Genomic DNA, 13,084 nt, shown 5'->3' on the forward strand with positions numbered 1-13,084 from the left:
CGCTCGCCCGCGCGCGGTCGTCGAAGCCATGTGCTCGATCTTACGGGGTCGGGACCGACAGTCCGCCGGGGGTCGGCGCGGCCGCGTGGCGGGTGGGTGGCGAGCGGGCGGCGGGGGCGGGCGCGTGGGAGGCGAGCAGGTGGGTGGCGGGCGAGATCGGGCGTACCTGGCGAGATCGGGCGTACCGGGTCGGAAGATCGCACCAGGTACGCCCGGAACGACCAGGTACCCGAGGTCCGCCGTACGAGGTCGGGCGTACCGAGCGACACCGGGCATACCTGGCGAGACCGGGCGTACCTGGCGAGATCGGGCGTACCTGGTCGGAGCAACACACCAGGAACGCCCGGAACCACCAGGTACCCGAGCTTCACCGTGCGACATCGGGCGTACCTGGCGAGTTCGGGCATACCTGGCGGGAACGGGCATACCGGGTCGGAAGATCACACCAGGTACGCCCGGAACAACCAGGTACCCGAGGTCCACCGTGCGAGATCAGGCATACCTGGCGAGATCAGGCATACCTGGCGGGATCGGGCGTACCCGGTCGGAACGTGCAGCGCTCGAACGGGCCGCAGCTGCAGACGTCAGCCCGCGGCGAGGGCCGCGGCCGCGAAGTCGCGCACGGCGTCACGAGCGGCGGGCGGGTCGAGCACCACGGCACGACCAGGCAACCCGGCGACGAGCCGGACCACGCCGTCGAACCCGTGCGACGCCGCGAGCCGGATGCGGACACGGCCGTCGGAGTCGGGCGCGTCGGCCGTGTCGGACAGGAAGTCGGCGACCAGGGGCAGCGACGTCGAGTCGAGTTCCACCGTGACGATGACGTCGTCGGCGGCCTGCTGGAACAGCGTGTCCGGGATCACGACCTGATCGATGGTCTTCTCGGCCGCGCGGTCGTCGACCCGGGCCTCGGACATCCGGTCGAGCCGGAACGTCCGGAGCGCCTGCCGGTCGAGGTCCCACGCGCGCAGGTACCAGTCGGTGTCGATGGACTCGACCCGGAGCGGGTCGACCCGTCGGGTGCCGCCCTGGGTGCGCGGTCCGGCGTACTCGAAGACCAGGCCGCGGCCGTCGGACATCGCCCGCCGGATGGTGGCGAGGGCGACATCGTGCAGGTCCTGCCCGACGGCGACGGTCGACGCCGCTCCCCCGGCTCCGCGGGAGAGCTTGGCCATCAGCGCGCGGATGGCGTCACGGTCGGCGGCTTCGGGTAGCGCGGACAGGTACTGCAGACCGGCGATGAGCGCCGACGCCTCACGAGCCGACAGCCGCGGTGAGTCGTCGATCGCCACGAGGTTGGTCAGCACGATCATGTCGTTCTGGTCGAAGTCGTCCCACGCGATGTCGAACAGGTCGCCGTGCTGGTACTGCATCGTCTCGCCGGGCACCCCGGACACCGCGATGAGTTCGACGGCGCGCCGGATGCGGGCCTCCGGTACACCGAAGTGCCGAGCGGCCTCGGCCACCGAGACCCGCTCGCGGTCGATCAGGTACGGCACCAGGGCGAGCAGGAACGCGAGCTTGTCCTGCGCCTGCAGGGGTTGGGCGTCAGCCACGAACGGGGTCCTCTCCGGGGGCTGCGGCACGGTCGTCGTCGGTGTGGTCGCGCACGAGTGCACGGAGGCGCTCCTCGACCCGTGCCCGCAGGTCGTCGGGTTCGAGCACCCGGACCTCGGGTCCGAACGCGGCGAGTTCCTCGGCGAGGATCTGCGGGTCCACGTGGTGCAGCACGAGCGCGCCGTCGGCGTCGGTCTCGGTGTCGCGGCGACGGGTCAGTCGGCGCTCGGCGTCGGAACCCGGCGTCACGGCGATGCGCGCGGTGCGCTCGGCCCAGATCCGCTCGAGCTCGGCGAGGGTGCGCTCCCCCGCGCCGACGGGAGCGGTGTGCTGCCCGACCTCGTACTGGGTGACCGGTCCGACGATGCGGGCCAGCAGGTAGTTCTTGTCCGAGTCCGTCGCGAACTCGTGGGCGGCGAGCATCCACCGGCCGCCGTGCTGCACCAGGGCGAGAGGAGCCACTTCGCGCCGACGGGCGTCGTGCTGCCCCGGCGTGATGTAGTCGAAGCGAACTGCGGCGCCGCGGTCGAGCGCGGAGCGGAGCGGCTCGAAGGAGGCGTCCCGGGCGCGGAGCCGCGGGGCGTACGCGTCGACCCCGAGCTGCAGGGCGCCGTCGTCATCCTCGGCACCGGCCGAGCGGACCTTCAGCAGACCGCGGCGGGAGTCGGCGGACAGCGCGCCTTCGCGCCACGCCATCGCGGCCAGGGAGAGCAACGCGGATTCGTCCGGGGTGAAGCGGACGTCGACGGGCAGGTCGTACTCACCCTTCGGGATCCGGTACCGGAGCGTCTGGTTGTTGCCCGCGGCACCCGGGGTCTCGATGGTCTCGAGGGGGATGCCGAGTTCGCGGACGTCGTCCTTGTCGCGTTCGAACTGGCGCTCGAGCGAGGCGTTGTCGCCACCGGTCGAGAACCGCTGCCGGTACCCCTGCACGTTGGCCAGGATCTCGCCCTTGGTCAACCCGGACTCCGTCGAGAGCAGCGCGAGCACGAGGCTGAACAGCCGCTCCTCGGCGGGCACACGGGGCACACGGGTCGCTGGCACGAGCCGATCCTACGGCAGCGCGGGTGCACCGGAGTGCACCCGCGCCGCGGTCCGTGGACGGGCGGACCGGGTCAGTTCGAGATCGCCCCGAGGACGTCGATCACGTACGCGTACGCGGTTCCCTGCTGGTTGACGATGGCCAGGACCTGGTCGCCGACGTGGTGCCCGACGATGGCGGACCGGACACCCTCGTCGACCTGGCCCTTGGTGAGCGGGATGGCCTGCGCGCCGGAACCGTCGGTCCAGCTGGAGCCGGCGACGGACGGGTCGGCACCCCAGGTGACGGCGGTGTACTTGATGACCGCGGTGTCCTTCGCGGTGAGCTCGCGACCGTCGCCCTTGCGGAGCAGGTGCGTCTCGTTCGACTTCGGCGCGCTCCACGACGGGATCGTGATGCCGGGGGCGCCGGAGGGCGCGAGCACCACGGCCGGCATCTTGTCGCCTGCGAGCTGCGGGGTGCCGGTGGCACGGGCGTCGAACGCGCGCTTGACGTCGATGACGGCGATGACGGCGTCCTCGGTCTTCTTCGACGAGGAGCTGCCAGCGGTGCCCCCGGTGCTGCTGAGGGCGCTCTTCGGCAGGGCCACCGCCAGGCGGTCGCCGACCCGGGCGCACTGCAGCGAGGCACCGAGGGCCCCGTAGTTGCTCGCGCCGGCGGTGATCGGTGCCGTCTGGCCCGAGTAGCCGCTCGTCTGGGCGACCTGGCCCGTGGAGCCGTCGACCAGGGTGTACTCGACCAGGACGGGGGTGCCGTCGTCGATCGTGCGACCGGTGCCCTGCTGCAGCACGGACACCTGGGTGCCCTTGGTGGTCAGGCCCTTCGGCACGTTGACCTTCGGCTCCGAGCCGAACTTGCCGGTGGCGGTCACCGCTTCGGACGCGGCGCCGGGAGCGGCACAGCTCGAGGGCGTGGTGCCGGCACCGTTCGAGGCGCAGGCGGTGAGGGACACCGCGAGACCGATGGTGACCAGGAGTGCGGGGATGGTGCGCACGGACCCTCTTTCCGTTCGATGCAGGACGGGCACGCCGTCAGCCTACCGTTCGTCCTCGACGGCCCCGGACGGAGCCACAGCGGCCTCCGACGGAGCCACAGCGCCCTCGGACGGAGCCACAGCACCATCCGCCGCCGACGACGCCTCGGCCGCCGCGACCTTGCGCGCCTGCGCCGCCGACTGCCGGGCGACCTTGCGGAGCTTCTTGTCGCTCGTCGCCCGCTCGCCCACGGCGCCGGGGGTCCAGGCCTCGATGTCCTCGTCCGAGAACTCCGCCTTGCCCGCGCGGCGCTTCAGGTTCGGCAGCACGGTGCCGTCGGCCAGGCGTCGTGCCGTGATGAGGAACCCGGTGTGCCCGACCATGCGGTGGTCCGGGCGGACGGCGAGGCCCTCGACGTGCCAGGTGCGCACCAGGGTCTCGCTCGGCATCGGGTCGGTGAAGCGTCCGGTGTCACGCAGGGCCTCGGCCGTGCGGGACAGCTGCGTGACGGTCGCGACGTAGCAGACGATGAGTCCGCCGGGCACGAGGGCGTCGGCCGCGGCATCCACGCACTCCCACGGCGCGAGCATGTCGAGCACGACCCGGTCGACGCTCTGCGGCTCGGTTGCGTCGGGGAGCGACTCGACCAGGTCACCGACGGTGACGGACCAGTTGTCCGGGACGGCGCCGAGGAACGTGCCGACGTTGCCCTTCGCGATCGCCGCGAACTCCTCGCGGCGCTCGAAGGACTGCAGCTGCCCGGTCGGGCCGATCGCGCGGAGCAGGAACAGCGACAGCGCCCCCGAGCCGACGCCGGCCTCGACCACGCGGGCCCCGGGGAAGACGTCCGCGAAGGCCACGATCTGCGCCGCGTCCTTCGGGTAGACGATCGCGGCACCACGCGGCATCGACATGACGTAGTCGTTGAGCAGCGGACGGAGCGCGAGGTACTCGTCACCGGTGCTCGCCCGGATGACGGAGCCGTCGGGCTGGCCGATGACGTCGTCGTGCCGGAGCACCCCGCGGTGCGTGTGGTACTCACCCGCGGTCTCGAGCGACAGCGTCGTGAGCTTGCCCTTCGGACCGGTCAGCTGCACGCGGTCGCCGGCCCGGAACGGGCCGCGCGGCGGCGTGTGCGGAGCGCCGCCCGCGGTGTGCGGGAGGGCTGCGGTCGGGTCCGTGGTCGGACTGGAGGCGCTGCTCGCGTCCGCGTCGTCGCGTGCGTCGTCGGTGTGGCTCATCGGGTGACCCCTTCGGTGTCCGCAGCGTGCGCCGGGTCCGGCACCGCGCCTCCAGCCCGTGCGGCCAGTGCCGGCGTCGTCAACTCGACCAGCCGGTCGACGTCGACGCCCGCCAGGGTGGTCAGGTGCACGTCGCCGCCGGCGATCTCGGACAGCGGGACGATGTGCTCGACGGCGACCGTGACGGCGCCGGAGGCGACGGCCGACGCGACGCCGGTGGCGGAGTCCTCGATCGCGACGCACGCGGTGGGCTCGACGCCGAGCTGCGCCGCGGCGGACAGGTACGCGTCCGGGAACGGCTTCGGGCGGTCGACGTCGTCGCCGGCCACGACGACGCGGAAGCCGCGTTCGCCCAGGGCCTCGGCGGCGACGAGCGCCATCTTGCGACGGGACATCGTGACCAGGGCGGTCGGGATGCCGCGGGCGTGGAGCTCCTCGACGAGCTCACGGGCACCCGGCCGCCAGGGCAGTTCACCGGCGCGCAGGTGCTCCATCACGTAGTCGGTCATCCACTGGATGATCTCCTCGACCTCCATGTCGACGCCCTTGGCGCGCAGGAGCTCACCGGAGCGCTCGAGGCCGGACCCGACCAGGGACAGGCCGTCCTCGTGGGTCCACTCGGCGCCGTAGCGGTTCGTCAGGTCGACCTGGGACCGCTGCCAGATCGGCTCGGTGTCGATGATCGTGCCGTCCATGTCCCACAGCACGGCTGCGGGCGGGACGAGGGCAGGAGGATGCGCGGTCACGGGCGACGAGTCTACCGGGGCCGTTCCGCTGGGCGCGGACGCGCGCGTGCGTCGACACCCCCTGGGCCTACAGTGGATGCCTGAATCGTGTCCGGCCGGGGGCATCGCTCCCGCCCCGCTCCGCTCCGCTCCACCACCAGGAGGTCCGCTCCGTGCCACAGCACTCCCCCTTCAGCGACGGTCGCTTGCTCGTCGTCGCCTTCGAGGGCTGGAACGACGCCGGCGAGGCCGCGAGCGGTCTGGCGCGTCGCATCGTCGAGTCGCTCGGCCTCGACGAGTTGCGTGAGCTCGACGGCGAGCGGTACGTCGACTACCAGTTCAACCGGCCCACCGTCGGCACCGACGACAACGGCGACCGCGGCGTGCAGTGGCCCCGGATCGTGCTGCACGGCCCCGGAGCCGAGGGGCGTCCGGTCATCGGTGCCACCGGCTCCCCCACCGACCGTGACGTCTTCGTGCTCGTCGGCCCGGAACCCTCGCGCACCTGGCGGGGCTTCTGCTCGGAGATCATCGACCTGGCGGACGTCTACTCGATCGACGCCGTGGTCTTCGTCGGCGCGATGCTCGCCGACGTCCCGCACACCCGACCGATCTCGGTGTTCGTGTCGAGCGAGAACGCCGGTGTCCGCGCCGCCTTCGACGTCGACAAGTCCTCGTACGAGGGCCCGACCGGCATCCTCGGGGTCCTCGCCGACGCCATGGACAAGGCCGGGCTGACCACGCTGTCCCTGTGGGCGTCGGTGCCGCACTACGTGCACAACTCGCCCTCGCCCAAGGCCACGCTCTCGCTGCTCGACAAGATCGAGGAGCTCACGGACGTCACCGTGCCCCGTGGCTCGCTGCTCGACGACGCCACCGAGTGGGAAGAGGGCATCGACGCCCTCGCCGCCGACGACGAGGACATGGCGTCCTACATCGGGCAGCTCGAGCAGGCGCGCGACACGGTCGACTCCCCCGAGGCCTCGGGGGACGCCATCGCGCAGGAGTTCGAGCAGTACCTCCGTCGCCGTGAGCGCAAGGACGGCAAGGACGGCGGCACCGCCGGTGGTGAGGGGCCGTGGCGGCCCCAGCAGTAGCCGTCACCCGCTGACGGACAGGAGGCACGGTGCCGGCTGGCACCGTGCCTCCTGTCCGTGGTGGGCGTCCGGCGAGTGGTCGCGAACTGTCGGCTGCGGCCCGCCCGGGCGACAGTTCCTGACCCCTCGGCGGCACGCACGCGACGTGTTGCGACCACACGGCGGACGGGAGGCACGGGTCGGCCCCGCCACGGGCCTCCCGTCCGGCGGCCGCGAACGGTCACGACACCCCGCTCACGTCCGGCGAGTGGTCACGAACTGTCGGCTGCCGACCGCCCCGGCGACGGTTTCCGACCCCTCGGCGGCACGCACGCGACGTGTTGCGACCACACGGCGGACGGGAGGCACGGGTCGGCCCCGCCACGGGCCTCCCGACCGGCGGCCGCGAGCGGTCAGGACACGCCGCTCACCTCCGGCGAGTGGTCGCGAACCGTCGGCTGCGGCCCGCCCGGGCGACAGTTCCTGACCCCTCGGCGGCACGCACGCGACCGTGTTGCGGCCCCCGTCAGGCCAGGCGGATGCCGAGCAGCGCGTCGATCAGGTCGAGGAGCTCCGGCGTGCACGCCGTGCCACCGGCGATCGCCGTGTCGACCGCAGCGACGGCACCGGGGGTGTCCAGGTCGTCGGAGACCCGCGCGCGGATGCGTGCCGCGACGTCCGCCGCGTCGTCGGCGTGCCCGGCGGAGGCTCCCGAGGCCCAGGCGTCCCAGCCGGCGAGCCGCGTCTGGGCGCTCGTCAGCTCGGTGTCGAACCACTCCCAGTCGTCGGAGTACTTGTGCGACAGCAGCGCGAGCCGGATGGCACGGGGGTCGGCGCTGTCGTCGAGCAGCCCGCGCACGGTGACGAGGTTGCCGAGCGACTTCGAGATCTTCGTGCCCTGGTAGGCGATCATCCCGGTGTGCACGAACGCGTTCGCGAGGGGCTGGTGCGCGAGGGCAGCAGCGTGCCCGGCGCTCATCTCGTGGTGCGGGAAGACGAGGTCGCTCCCGCCGCCCTGCACGCTGATCGGCAGCCCGAGGCGGTCACCGGCGATGACGCTGCACTCGATGTGCCAGCCGGGGCGACCGGGGCCGATCTCGGTGTCCCAGGCCGGCTCGCCGTCACGCGCGGCGCGCCACAGCAGCGGGTCGAGCGGGTCGCGCTTGCCCGGACGATCCGGGTCGCCGCCGCGTTCGGCTGCGAGGGCGAGCATCGTCTCGCGGTCCAGGCCGCTCTCGTCACCGAGGGTCCATGCGTCGGTGGGGCGGTTCACGTCGAAGTACAGGTCGTCGCCCTCGGCGCCGTCGGTCGGGACCTCGTACGCGTAGCCGGACTCCTGCAGGAACGAGACCGCCTCGGCGACGCGCTCGACCTCGTCGGTGACGGCCACGAAGTCGTCCGGCGGCAGGATCCGGAGCGACTCCATGTCGCGACGGAACAGGTCGACCTGGGACGCAGCGAGTTCACGCCAGTCGACGCCGTCGCGGGCGGCACGCTCGAGCAACGGGTCGTCCACGTCGGTGACGTTCTGCGCGTACTCGACGTCGAGCCCCGCGTCACGCCAGGCGCGGCCGAGGGTGTCGAACGCCAGGTACGTCGCCGCGTGGCCGAGGTGCGTGGCGTCGTACGGCGTGATGCCGCAGACGTACAGCGCGGCACGGTCCTCGTCGCGGGTGGGGTCCACCGGCTTGCCCGTTGCGGTGTCGTGGACGACCGGTCGGGGCGCGGCGCCGGGGACGTCGGGGACGGATGGGGCCTGCCAGGCCTTCACGGCTGGATCACTCCGAGCGACAACAACACGATGAGCACGATACCGAGTGCGATCCGGTAAACGACGAAGGGCATGAAGCTGCGCTTGCTGATGTAGTTCATGAACGCCGCGATCACGACGAACCCGACCACGAAGGCGACGACGGTCGCGATGAGCGTGTCGGCGAGTCCGAACGGCGAGCCGTGGTCACCGAGGCTCGTCGCGGCCTCGTAGAACCCGGACAGGAACACCGCCGGGATCGCCAGCAGGAACGCGAACCGCGCGGCCGCCGGACGGGTGTACCCGAGAGCGAGGCCCATCGACACCGTCGCGCCGGAACGGGACACTCCGGGGACCAGGGCGAGCATCTGCGCCAGACCGATGAGCAGACCACCGCGGAACGTCATCTGCTCGATCCGGCGCTCCTTGCGGCCGACCCGATCGAGCACCCCGAGGACGACACCGAACACGATGAGGACGATCGCGACGATCCAGAGTGACCGGAACGTGGTCTCGATCGAGTCCTTGAGCAGGAGCCCGGCGACCCCGATCGGGATCGTGCCGAGGATCACCAGCCAGCCGAGGCGGACGTCGGGGTCGCCCTTCGGCACGTCACGCTTGACCACCGACCGGAACCACCGCCCGATGATCCGGGTGATGTCCTTCCAGAAGTAGATGAGCACCGCGGTCTCGGTGCCGAGCTGCGTCACCGCGGTGAAGGCCGCACCGGGGTCCTTCGCGTCGGGCAGGAAGAGCCCCACGATGCGCAGGTGCGCGCTGGAGGAAACGGGCAGGAACTCGGTGAGCCCCTGGACGAAGCCGAGGAAGATCGCCTCGAGGATGTGCATCGCACGGGCCTTTCAGGGGGAGGTCGGTCAGGGCACCGCCACGACGGCGACCATGAACAATATCAGTACGTGGCGAGCAGGTCGCCCAGCACCCGCCGACCGAACGCCAGCGAGTCGAGCGGCACCCGCTCGTCCACGCCGTGGAACATCGCGGGGAAGTCGACACCGGCCGGCAGCTGCAGCGGCACGAACCCGTACCCCGCGATGCCGAGCGTCGAGAGCGCCTTGTTGTCGGTGCCGCCGGACAGCAGGTACGGCAGGACCGGTGCGCCCGGGTCGTGCCGGCCGAGGACGTCGCGGACGGCATCGACCAGCGGGCCGCCGAAGTCCTGCTCGAGGCCGATGTCGCGGAACGACATGACCACCTCGACGTCGGGTCCGGCGAGCTCCCGCACCCGCTCGAGCACGGACTCCTCGTCACCCGGCAGGCAGCGGATGTCCACCAGGGCCTCGGCGGTGTCCGGGATGACGTTGTGCTTGTAGCCGGCGGTCAGCACCGTCGGGTTCGACGTGGTGTGCAGCGCGGCGTGGATGAACCGCGACGCCGAGCCGGTGGCCAGGGCGACCTCGTCCGGGCCCGTGACCGTCGGGTCGACCCCGAGGAACCGCGCCACCTCGGCCACCATCGCGTCCGTCGTGGCCGAGAGCCGGACGGGCCACTCCTCGCTGCCGATCCGGGCGACCGCCGCCGCGAGCTTCGTGACGGCGTTGTCGCGGATCACGTGCGAGCCGTGGGCAGCGGTGCCGCGCGCGATCAGCTTCACCCACATGAGCGCCTTCTCGCCGGTCTGCAGCAGGTAGGCGCGACGGTCACCGAGCGTGATCGAGTACCCGCCGACCTCGCTGATCGCCGCCGACGCCCCCGCGAAGACCTCCGGGTGCTGGTCGACCACGTGGTGGGACCCCAGGACTCCCCCGGCCTCTTCGTCGGCGAAGTACGCGATCACCAGGTCACGCTCCGGCGCACCGTGCTGTTCGATGACGTCCGCCAGCGACGTGAGCATCATCGCGTCCATGTTCTTCATGTCGACGGCGCCCCGACCCCACAGCGAACCGTCCTTGACCACGCCACCGAACGGGTCCACCGACCAGTTCGCCGGATCCGCCGGCACCACGTCGAGGTGCCCGTGCACCACGAGCGCCGACTTGTCACGGTTCCGACCGGGAACCCGCGCCACGACGCTCACCCGGTCCGGCTCGGACTCGAACAACTGCGGCTCGAGACCCAGCGCGCGGAGCTTGTCCTCGACGTAGTGGGCCGCCGCGGTCTCCCCACGGGACTTCCCCTCGCCCCAGTTCGTCGTGTCGATGCGGATGAGGTCGCGGGCGATCGCCGCGGTGGCCTCGAGCTCGGGCACGGACTGCGGCTCGGAGGGCTCCGGGTTCGTCATGGCTCCACGGTATCGGTCGGCACCGACCCCGTCGCCGGGACAGCGCGTGCAGGACTCGCCCGGGATGCGCGACCGTGTTCATCGCGCGTTCAGACCCGTGCTAGTGTCTTCTCTCGGCAGGAACGCCGGGTTCAACCCGGGAAACAGACACCAGACACCCTGTCCGGGTGGCGGAATTGGTAGACGCGCTAGCTTGAGGTGCTAGTGCCCGTATTAGGGCGTAGGGGTTCAAGTCCCCTCTCGGACACAGGAAATGCGTGCCCCCTGACCTTTCGGTCGGGGGGCATTTTCTGTTGTGTCTTCCCGGCGAGTGCCGCCATCGCTGCGCTCAGGGCGTCACCGCCTCTGGGGCGCCACTTCGCTGCGCTCAGGGCGACCACGTGCCACTTCGCTGCGCTCAGGGCGATTCGGGCGCCACCTCGCTGCGCTCAGGGCGTTCTCCGTGCAGCGTCGGTGCGCGCGGGTGGACGCGGGACGTGCGGACTGGAGGCGCGGGGCGGGGCCGCTGCGCGCCTCCAGGCCGGAACGTACGCGCGTCGCGGGCCGGTGCGAGGTTGCGCACTCCGTGTGACGGAACAAGGTCGCACCGAGTGGGCAACGCCGCACCGCGCGCGGTCAGCGCGAGCGGCGCACCCGCCGCACCACCAGCACGACGGCGCCGAGCGCCGCCAGCCAGCCCCAGTTCGCGACCACCGGGTCGAGCACCTGGTGCCGCCAGTCCGACCGACTCGACCCCAGGCGCGACGCAACGGGGCGGTTCCCCCGCTCCGCCGCGACACCGGTCTCGCTGATCACCCGGTCCGGCCGACCCCGCAGCGCATCGGTCACCCGGTGCGTCGCGACGTCCAGGCGGTCCCCCACGACGAGCAGCATCCAGTGCGCCAGGCGGCCCTCGCTGAACCGCCGGTAGGCGTACCGCCGGACGATCCCGGCGACGCCGTGCAGGGGCTGCGCGGTGCCGAACACCGGCGTCACGTGGGCGTGCTCGATCGAGCGCTCCCGGCCGTGCGCACCGTCCTGCTGCGGCGGGAGGTCCCAGTGGGCTCCGGTGGCCGAACCGGCCTCGCGCGAGAGCTTCGGCACGGACGGCCGGTCCGCCGGGTCGAGGTCGCTCCCCCACCCCGGGATGCGGGCACGGAGTTCCTCGGCCGACGGCACCCGACGGGGTGGATCGGCGATGTACGGGGTGTGGTCGGACATGTCGGGCCTCCTCACGGCACGACGACGGTCTTGATGCAACCGTCGAGCTTGGACGAGAACAGGTGGTACCCCTCGGCGATGTGCTCGAGGGGGATGCGGTGCGTGATGATGTCGCTCGGCTTGAAGTGCCCGGCCTGGATGTGCTCGAGCAACCGCGGCCACTGGCGCTTCACGTGCGCCTGGTTCGTGTGGATCGTGACGCCCTTGTTCATCGCGTCCCCGAACTTCACCGCGCTCGGGATCGGCCCGTACGCGCCGATCGCCGAGACCGTGCCGCCCTTGCGGACGCCGTCGATCGCCCAGTTGAGCGCCGTCGGGGACCCGCCCTGCAGCTTCAGCTTCGAGGCGGTGACCTGCTGGGTGAAGTTGCCGTCCGCCTCGGCTCCGACGGCGTCGATCACGCTGTCCGCACCCAGGAAGTCGGTCTGCTTCTTCATCTCGAGCACGACGTCGTCGACCTCGGCGAAGTTGATCGTCTCGGCGTGCGCGAAGCTCCGGGCCTTCTCGAGCCGGTACTCGAGCTGGTCGACGACGATGACCCGGCCGGCTCCCATGAACCACGCCGACGCCGCGGAGAACAGTCCGACCGGCCCGGCACCGAGCACCACGACGGTGTCGCCCTCGCGGATCGACGCGAGCTGCGCCCCGAAGTAGCCGGTGCTCAGTGCGTCCGTCATGAGGAGGGCGTCGTCGTCGTCGAGCCAGTCCGGGATCACCTGCGGTCCGACGTCGGCGAACGGCACCCGCACGCGCTCCGCCTGCCCGCCGTCGTACCCGCCGGTGGTGTGCGAGTACCCGTAGATCCCGCCGACCGCGGTCGCGTTCGGGTTCACGTTGTGGCAGTTCGCGAAGAGTCCGCGGGCGCAGAACCAGCACGTGCCGCAGAAGATGTTGAACGGGACCATCACGCGGTCGCCGACCGACAGGGTCTCGACGGACGAGCCGATCTGCTCGACCACCCCGATGAACTCGTGGCCGAACGTGTGCCCGACGCGGGTGTCGGGCATCATGCCGTGGTACAGGTGCAGGTCCGAGCCGCAGATCGCCGCCCGCTCGACGCGGACCACGGCGTCGTTCGGGTGTTCGATCCGCGGGTCCGGCTTCTCCTCGACGCGGACCCGGTAGGGGCCGCGGTACGTCATGGCGCGCATGGACGCTCCTCTCACTCGTCCGTCCACGCTGGCGCTCGCCACGTTGGAACGGACACAGGACCGCAGATGGCGGACAGGCGGTGGGCGTCCGCACCGACGGACGGGAGGCGCGGTGCCAGCTGACACCGC

Annotated in this window: 11 protein-coding genes and 1 tRNA gene; 2 read left to right on the forward strand and 10 right to left on the reverse strand. The window is 71.8% G+C overall.

The features are described 5' to 3' along the window. Nucleotides 1–584: 584 nt before the first annotated feature. The 5 genes from DEJ19_RS09800 to DEJ19_RS09820 form a co-directional block, all read right to left on the reverse strand. A complete protein-coding gene (locus tag DEJ19_RS09800) occupies nucleotides 585–1,556 on the reverse strand; it encodes a helix-turn-helix transcriptional regulator (protein ID WP_111030116.1) in 972 nt (323 codons plus the stop codon). Continuing rightward, nucleotides 1,549–2,601, reverse strand: coding sequence for a helix-turn-helix transcriptional regulator (locus DEJ19_RS09805; protein ID WP_111232946.1), 1,053 nt, complete (start codon nucleotides 2,599–2,601; stop codon nucleotides 1,549–1,551). The genes DEJ19_RS09800 and DEJ19_RS09805 overlap by 8 nt, the downstream gene beginning before the upstream one ends. A gap of 71 nt (nucleotides 2,602–2,672) precedes the next feature. Then, nucleotides 2,673–3,593 carry an FKBP-type peptidyl-prolyl cis-trans isomerase gene (locus DEJ19_RS09810; protein WP_111031701.1) on the reverse strand — a complete coding sequence of 307 codons (921 nt, stop codon included), beginning with the start codon at nucleotides 3,591–3,593 and terminating at the stop codon, nucleotides 2,673–2,675. A 42-nt stretch (nucleotides 3,594–3,635) separates the two neighbouring features. Next, nucleotides 3,636–4,814 carry a tRNA (adenine-N1)-methyltransferase gene (locus DEJ19_RS09815; RefSeq protein ID WP_111232947.1) on the reverse strand — a complete coding sequence of 393 codons (1,179 nt, stop codon included), beginning with the start codon at nucleotides 4,812–4,814 and terminating at the stop codon, nucleotides 3,636–3,638. Then, the gene (locus DEJ19_RS09820) at nucleotides 4,811–5,560 is read right to left on the reverse strand and encodes an HAD family hydrolase (protein WP_232750091.1); all 750 of its coding nucleotides are present in this window, start codon (nucleotides 5,558–5,560) and stop codon (nucleotides 4,811–4,813) included. The genes DEJ19_RS09815 and DEJ19_RS09820 overlap by 4 nt, the downstream gene beginning before the upstream one ends. Nucleotides 5,561–5,712: 152 nt before the next feature. On the opposite strand from DEJ19_RS09820, the gene DEJ19_RS09825 reads away from it, so the two are divergent. Next, a complete protein-coding gene (locus DEJ19_RS09825) occupies nucleotides 5,713–6,636 on the forward strand; it encodes a proteasome assembly chaperone family protein (protein WP_027465645.1) in 924 nt (307 codons plus the stop codon). A 505-nt stretch (nucleotides 6,637–7,141) separates the two neighbouring features. Here the strand turns inward: DEJ19_RS09825 and mshC are convergent. The 3 genes from mshC to DEJ19_RS09840 form a co-directional block, all read right to left on the reverse strand. Then, entirely contained in the window at nucleotides 7,142–8,386 is a 1,245-nt protein-coding gene (gene mshC / locus DEJ19_RS09830) for a cysteine--1-D-myo-inosityl 2-amino-2-deoxy-alpha-D-glucopyranoside ligase (protein WP_111232948.1), read from the reverse strand. Continuing rightward, nucleotides 8,383–9,213, reverse strand: coding sequence for an undecaprenyl-diphosphate phosphatase (locus DEJ19_RS09835; RefSeq protein ID WP_027465647.1), 831 nt, complete (start codon nucleotides 9,211–9,213; stop codon nucleotides 8,383–8,385). The genes mshC and DEJ19_RS09835 overlap by 4 nt, the downstream gene beginning before the upstream one ends. A gap of 62 nt (nucleotides 9,214–9,275) precedes the next feature. Further along, nucleotides 9,276–10,604 carry a M20/M25/M40 family metallo-hydrolase gene (locus DEJ19_RS09840; protein ID WP_111232949.1) on the reverse strand — a complete coding sequence of 443 codons (1,329 nt, stop codon included), beginning with the start codon at nucleotides 10,602–10,604 and terminating at the stop codon, nucleotides 9,276–9,278. Between the two features lie 161 nt (nucleotides 10,605–10,765). Between DEJ19_RS09840 and DEJ19_RS09845 the strand changes: the two genes are divergently transcribed. Then, a tRNA-Leu gene (locus DEJ19_RS09845) sits at nucleotides 10,766–10,851 on the forward strand. A gap of 368 nt (nucleotides 10,852–11,219) precedes the next feature. On the opposite strand, the gene DEJ19_RS09850 is transcribed toward DEJ19_RS09845, so the two are convergent. Together DEJ19_RS09850 and DEJ19_RS09855 are read right to left on the reverse strand one after the other, a co-directional pair. Continuing rightward, nucleotides 11,220–11,804, reverse strand: a complete 585-nt coding sequence (locus DEJ19_RS09850; RefSeq protein WP_111232950.1) for a CxxCxxCC domain-containing protein — start codon at nucleotides 11,802–11,804, stop codon at nucleotides 11,220–11,222. Between the two features lie 11 nt (nucleotides 11,805–11,815). Next, entirely contained in the window at nucleotides 11,816–12,955 is a 1,140-nt protein-coding gene (locus tag DEJ19_RS09855; protein WP_111232951.1) for a zinc-dependent alcohol dehydrogenase, read from the reverse strand. Nucleotides 12,956–13,084: the final 129 nt, after the last annotated feature.

Source organism: Curtobacterium sp. MCSS17_016 (genome assembly GCF_003234255.2).
GTDB classification, from domain to species: domain Bacteria; phylum Actinomycetota; class Actinomycetes; order Actinomycetales; family Microbacteriaceae; genus Curtobacterium; species Curtobacterium flaccumfaciens.

Coding starts and splice junctions, on each gene's coding strand:
- DEJ19_RS09855 (WP_111232951.1), bottom strand. CDS start 12,955: ATGCGCGCCATGACGTACCGCGGCCCCTACCGGGTCCGCGTCGAGGAG.
- DEJ19_RS09840 (WP_111232949.1), bottom strand. CDS start 10,604: ATGACGAACCCGGAGCCCTCCGAGCCGCAGTCCGTGCCCGAGCTCGAG.
- DEJ19_RS09815 (WP_111232947.1), bottom strand. CDS start 4,814: ATGAGCCACACCGACGACGCACGCGACGACGCGGACGCGAGCAGCGCC.
- DEJ19_RS09835 (WP_027465647.1), bottom strand. CDS start 9,213: ATGCACATCCTCGAGGCGATCTTCCTCGGCTTCGTCCAGGGGCTCACC.
- DEJ19_RS09850 (WP_111232950.1), bottom strand. CDS start 11,804: ATGTCCGACCACACCCCGTACATCGCCGATCCACCCCGTCGGGTGCCG.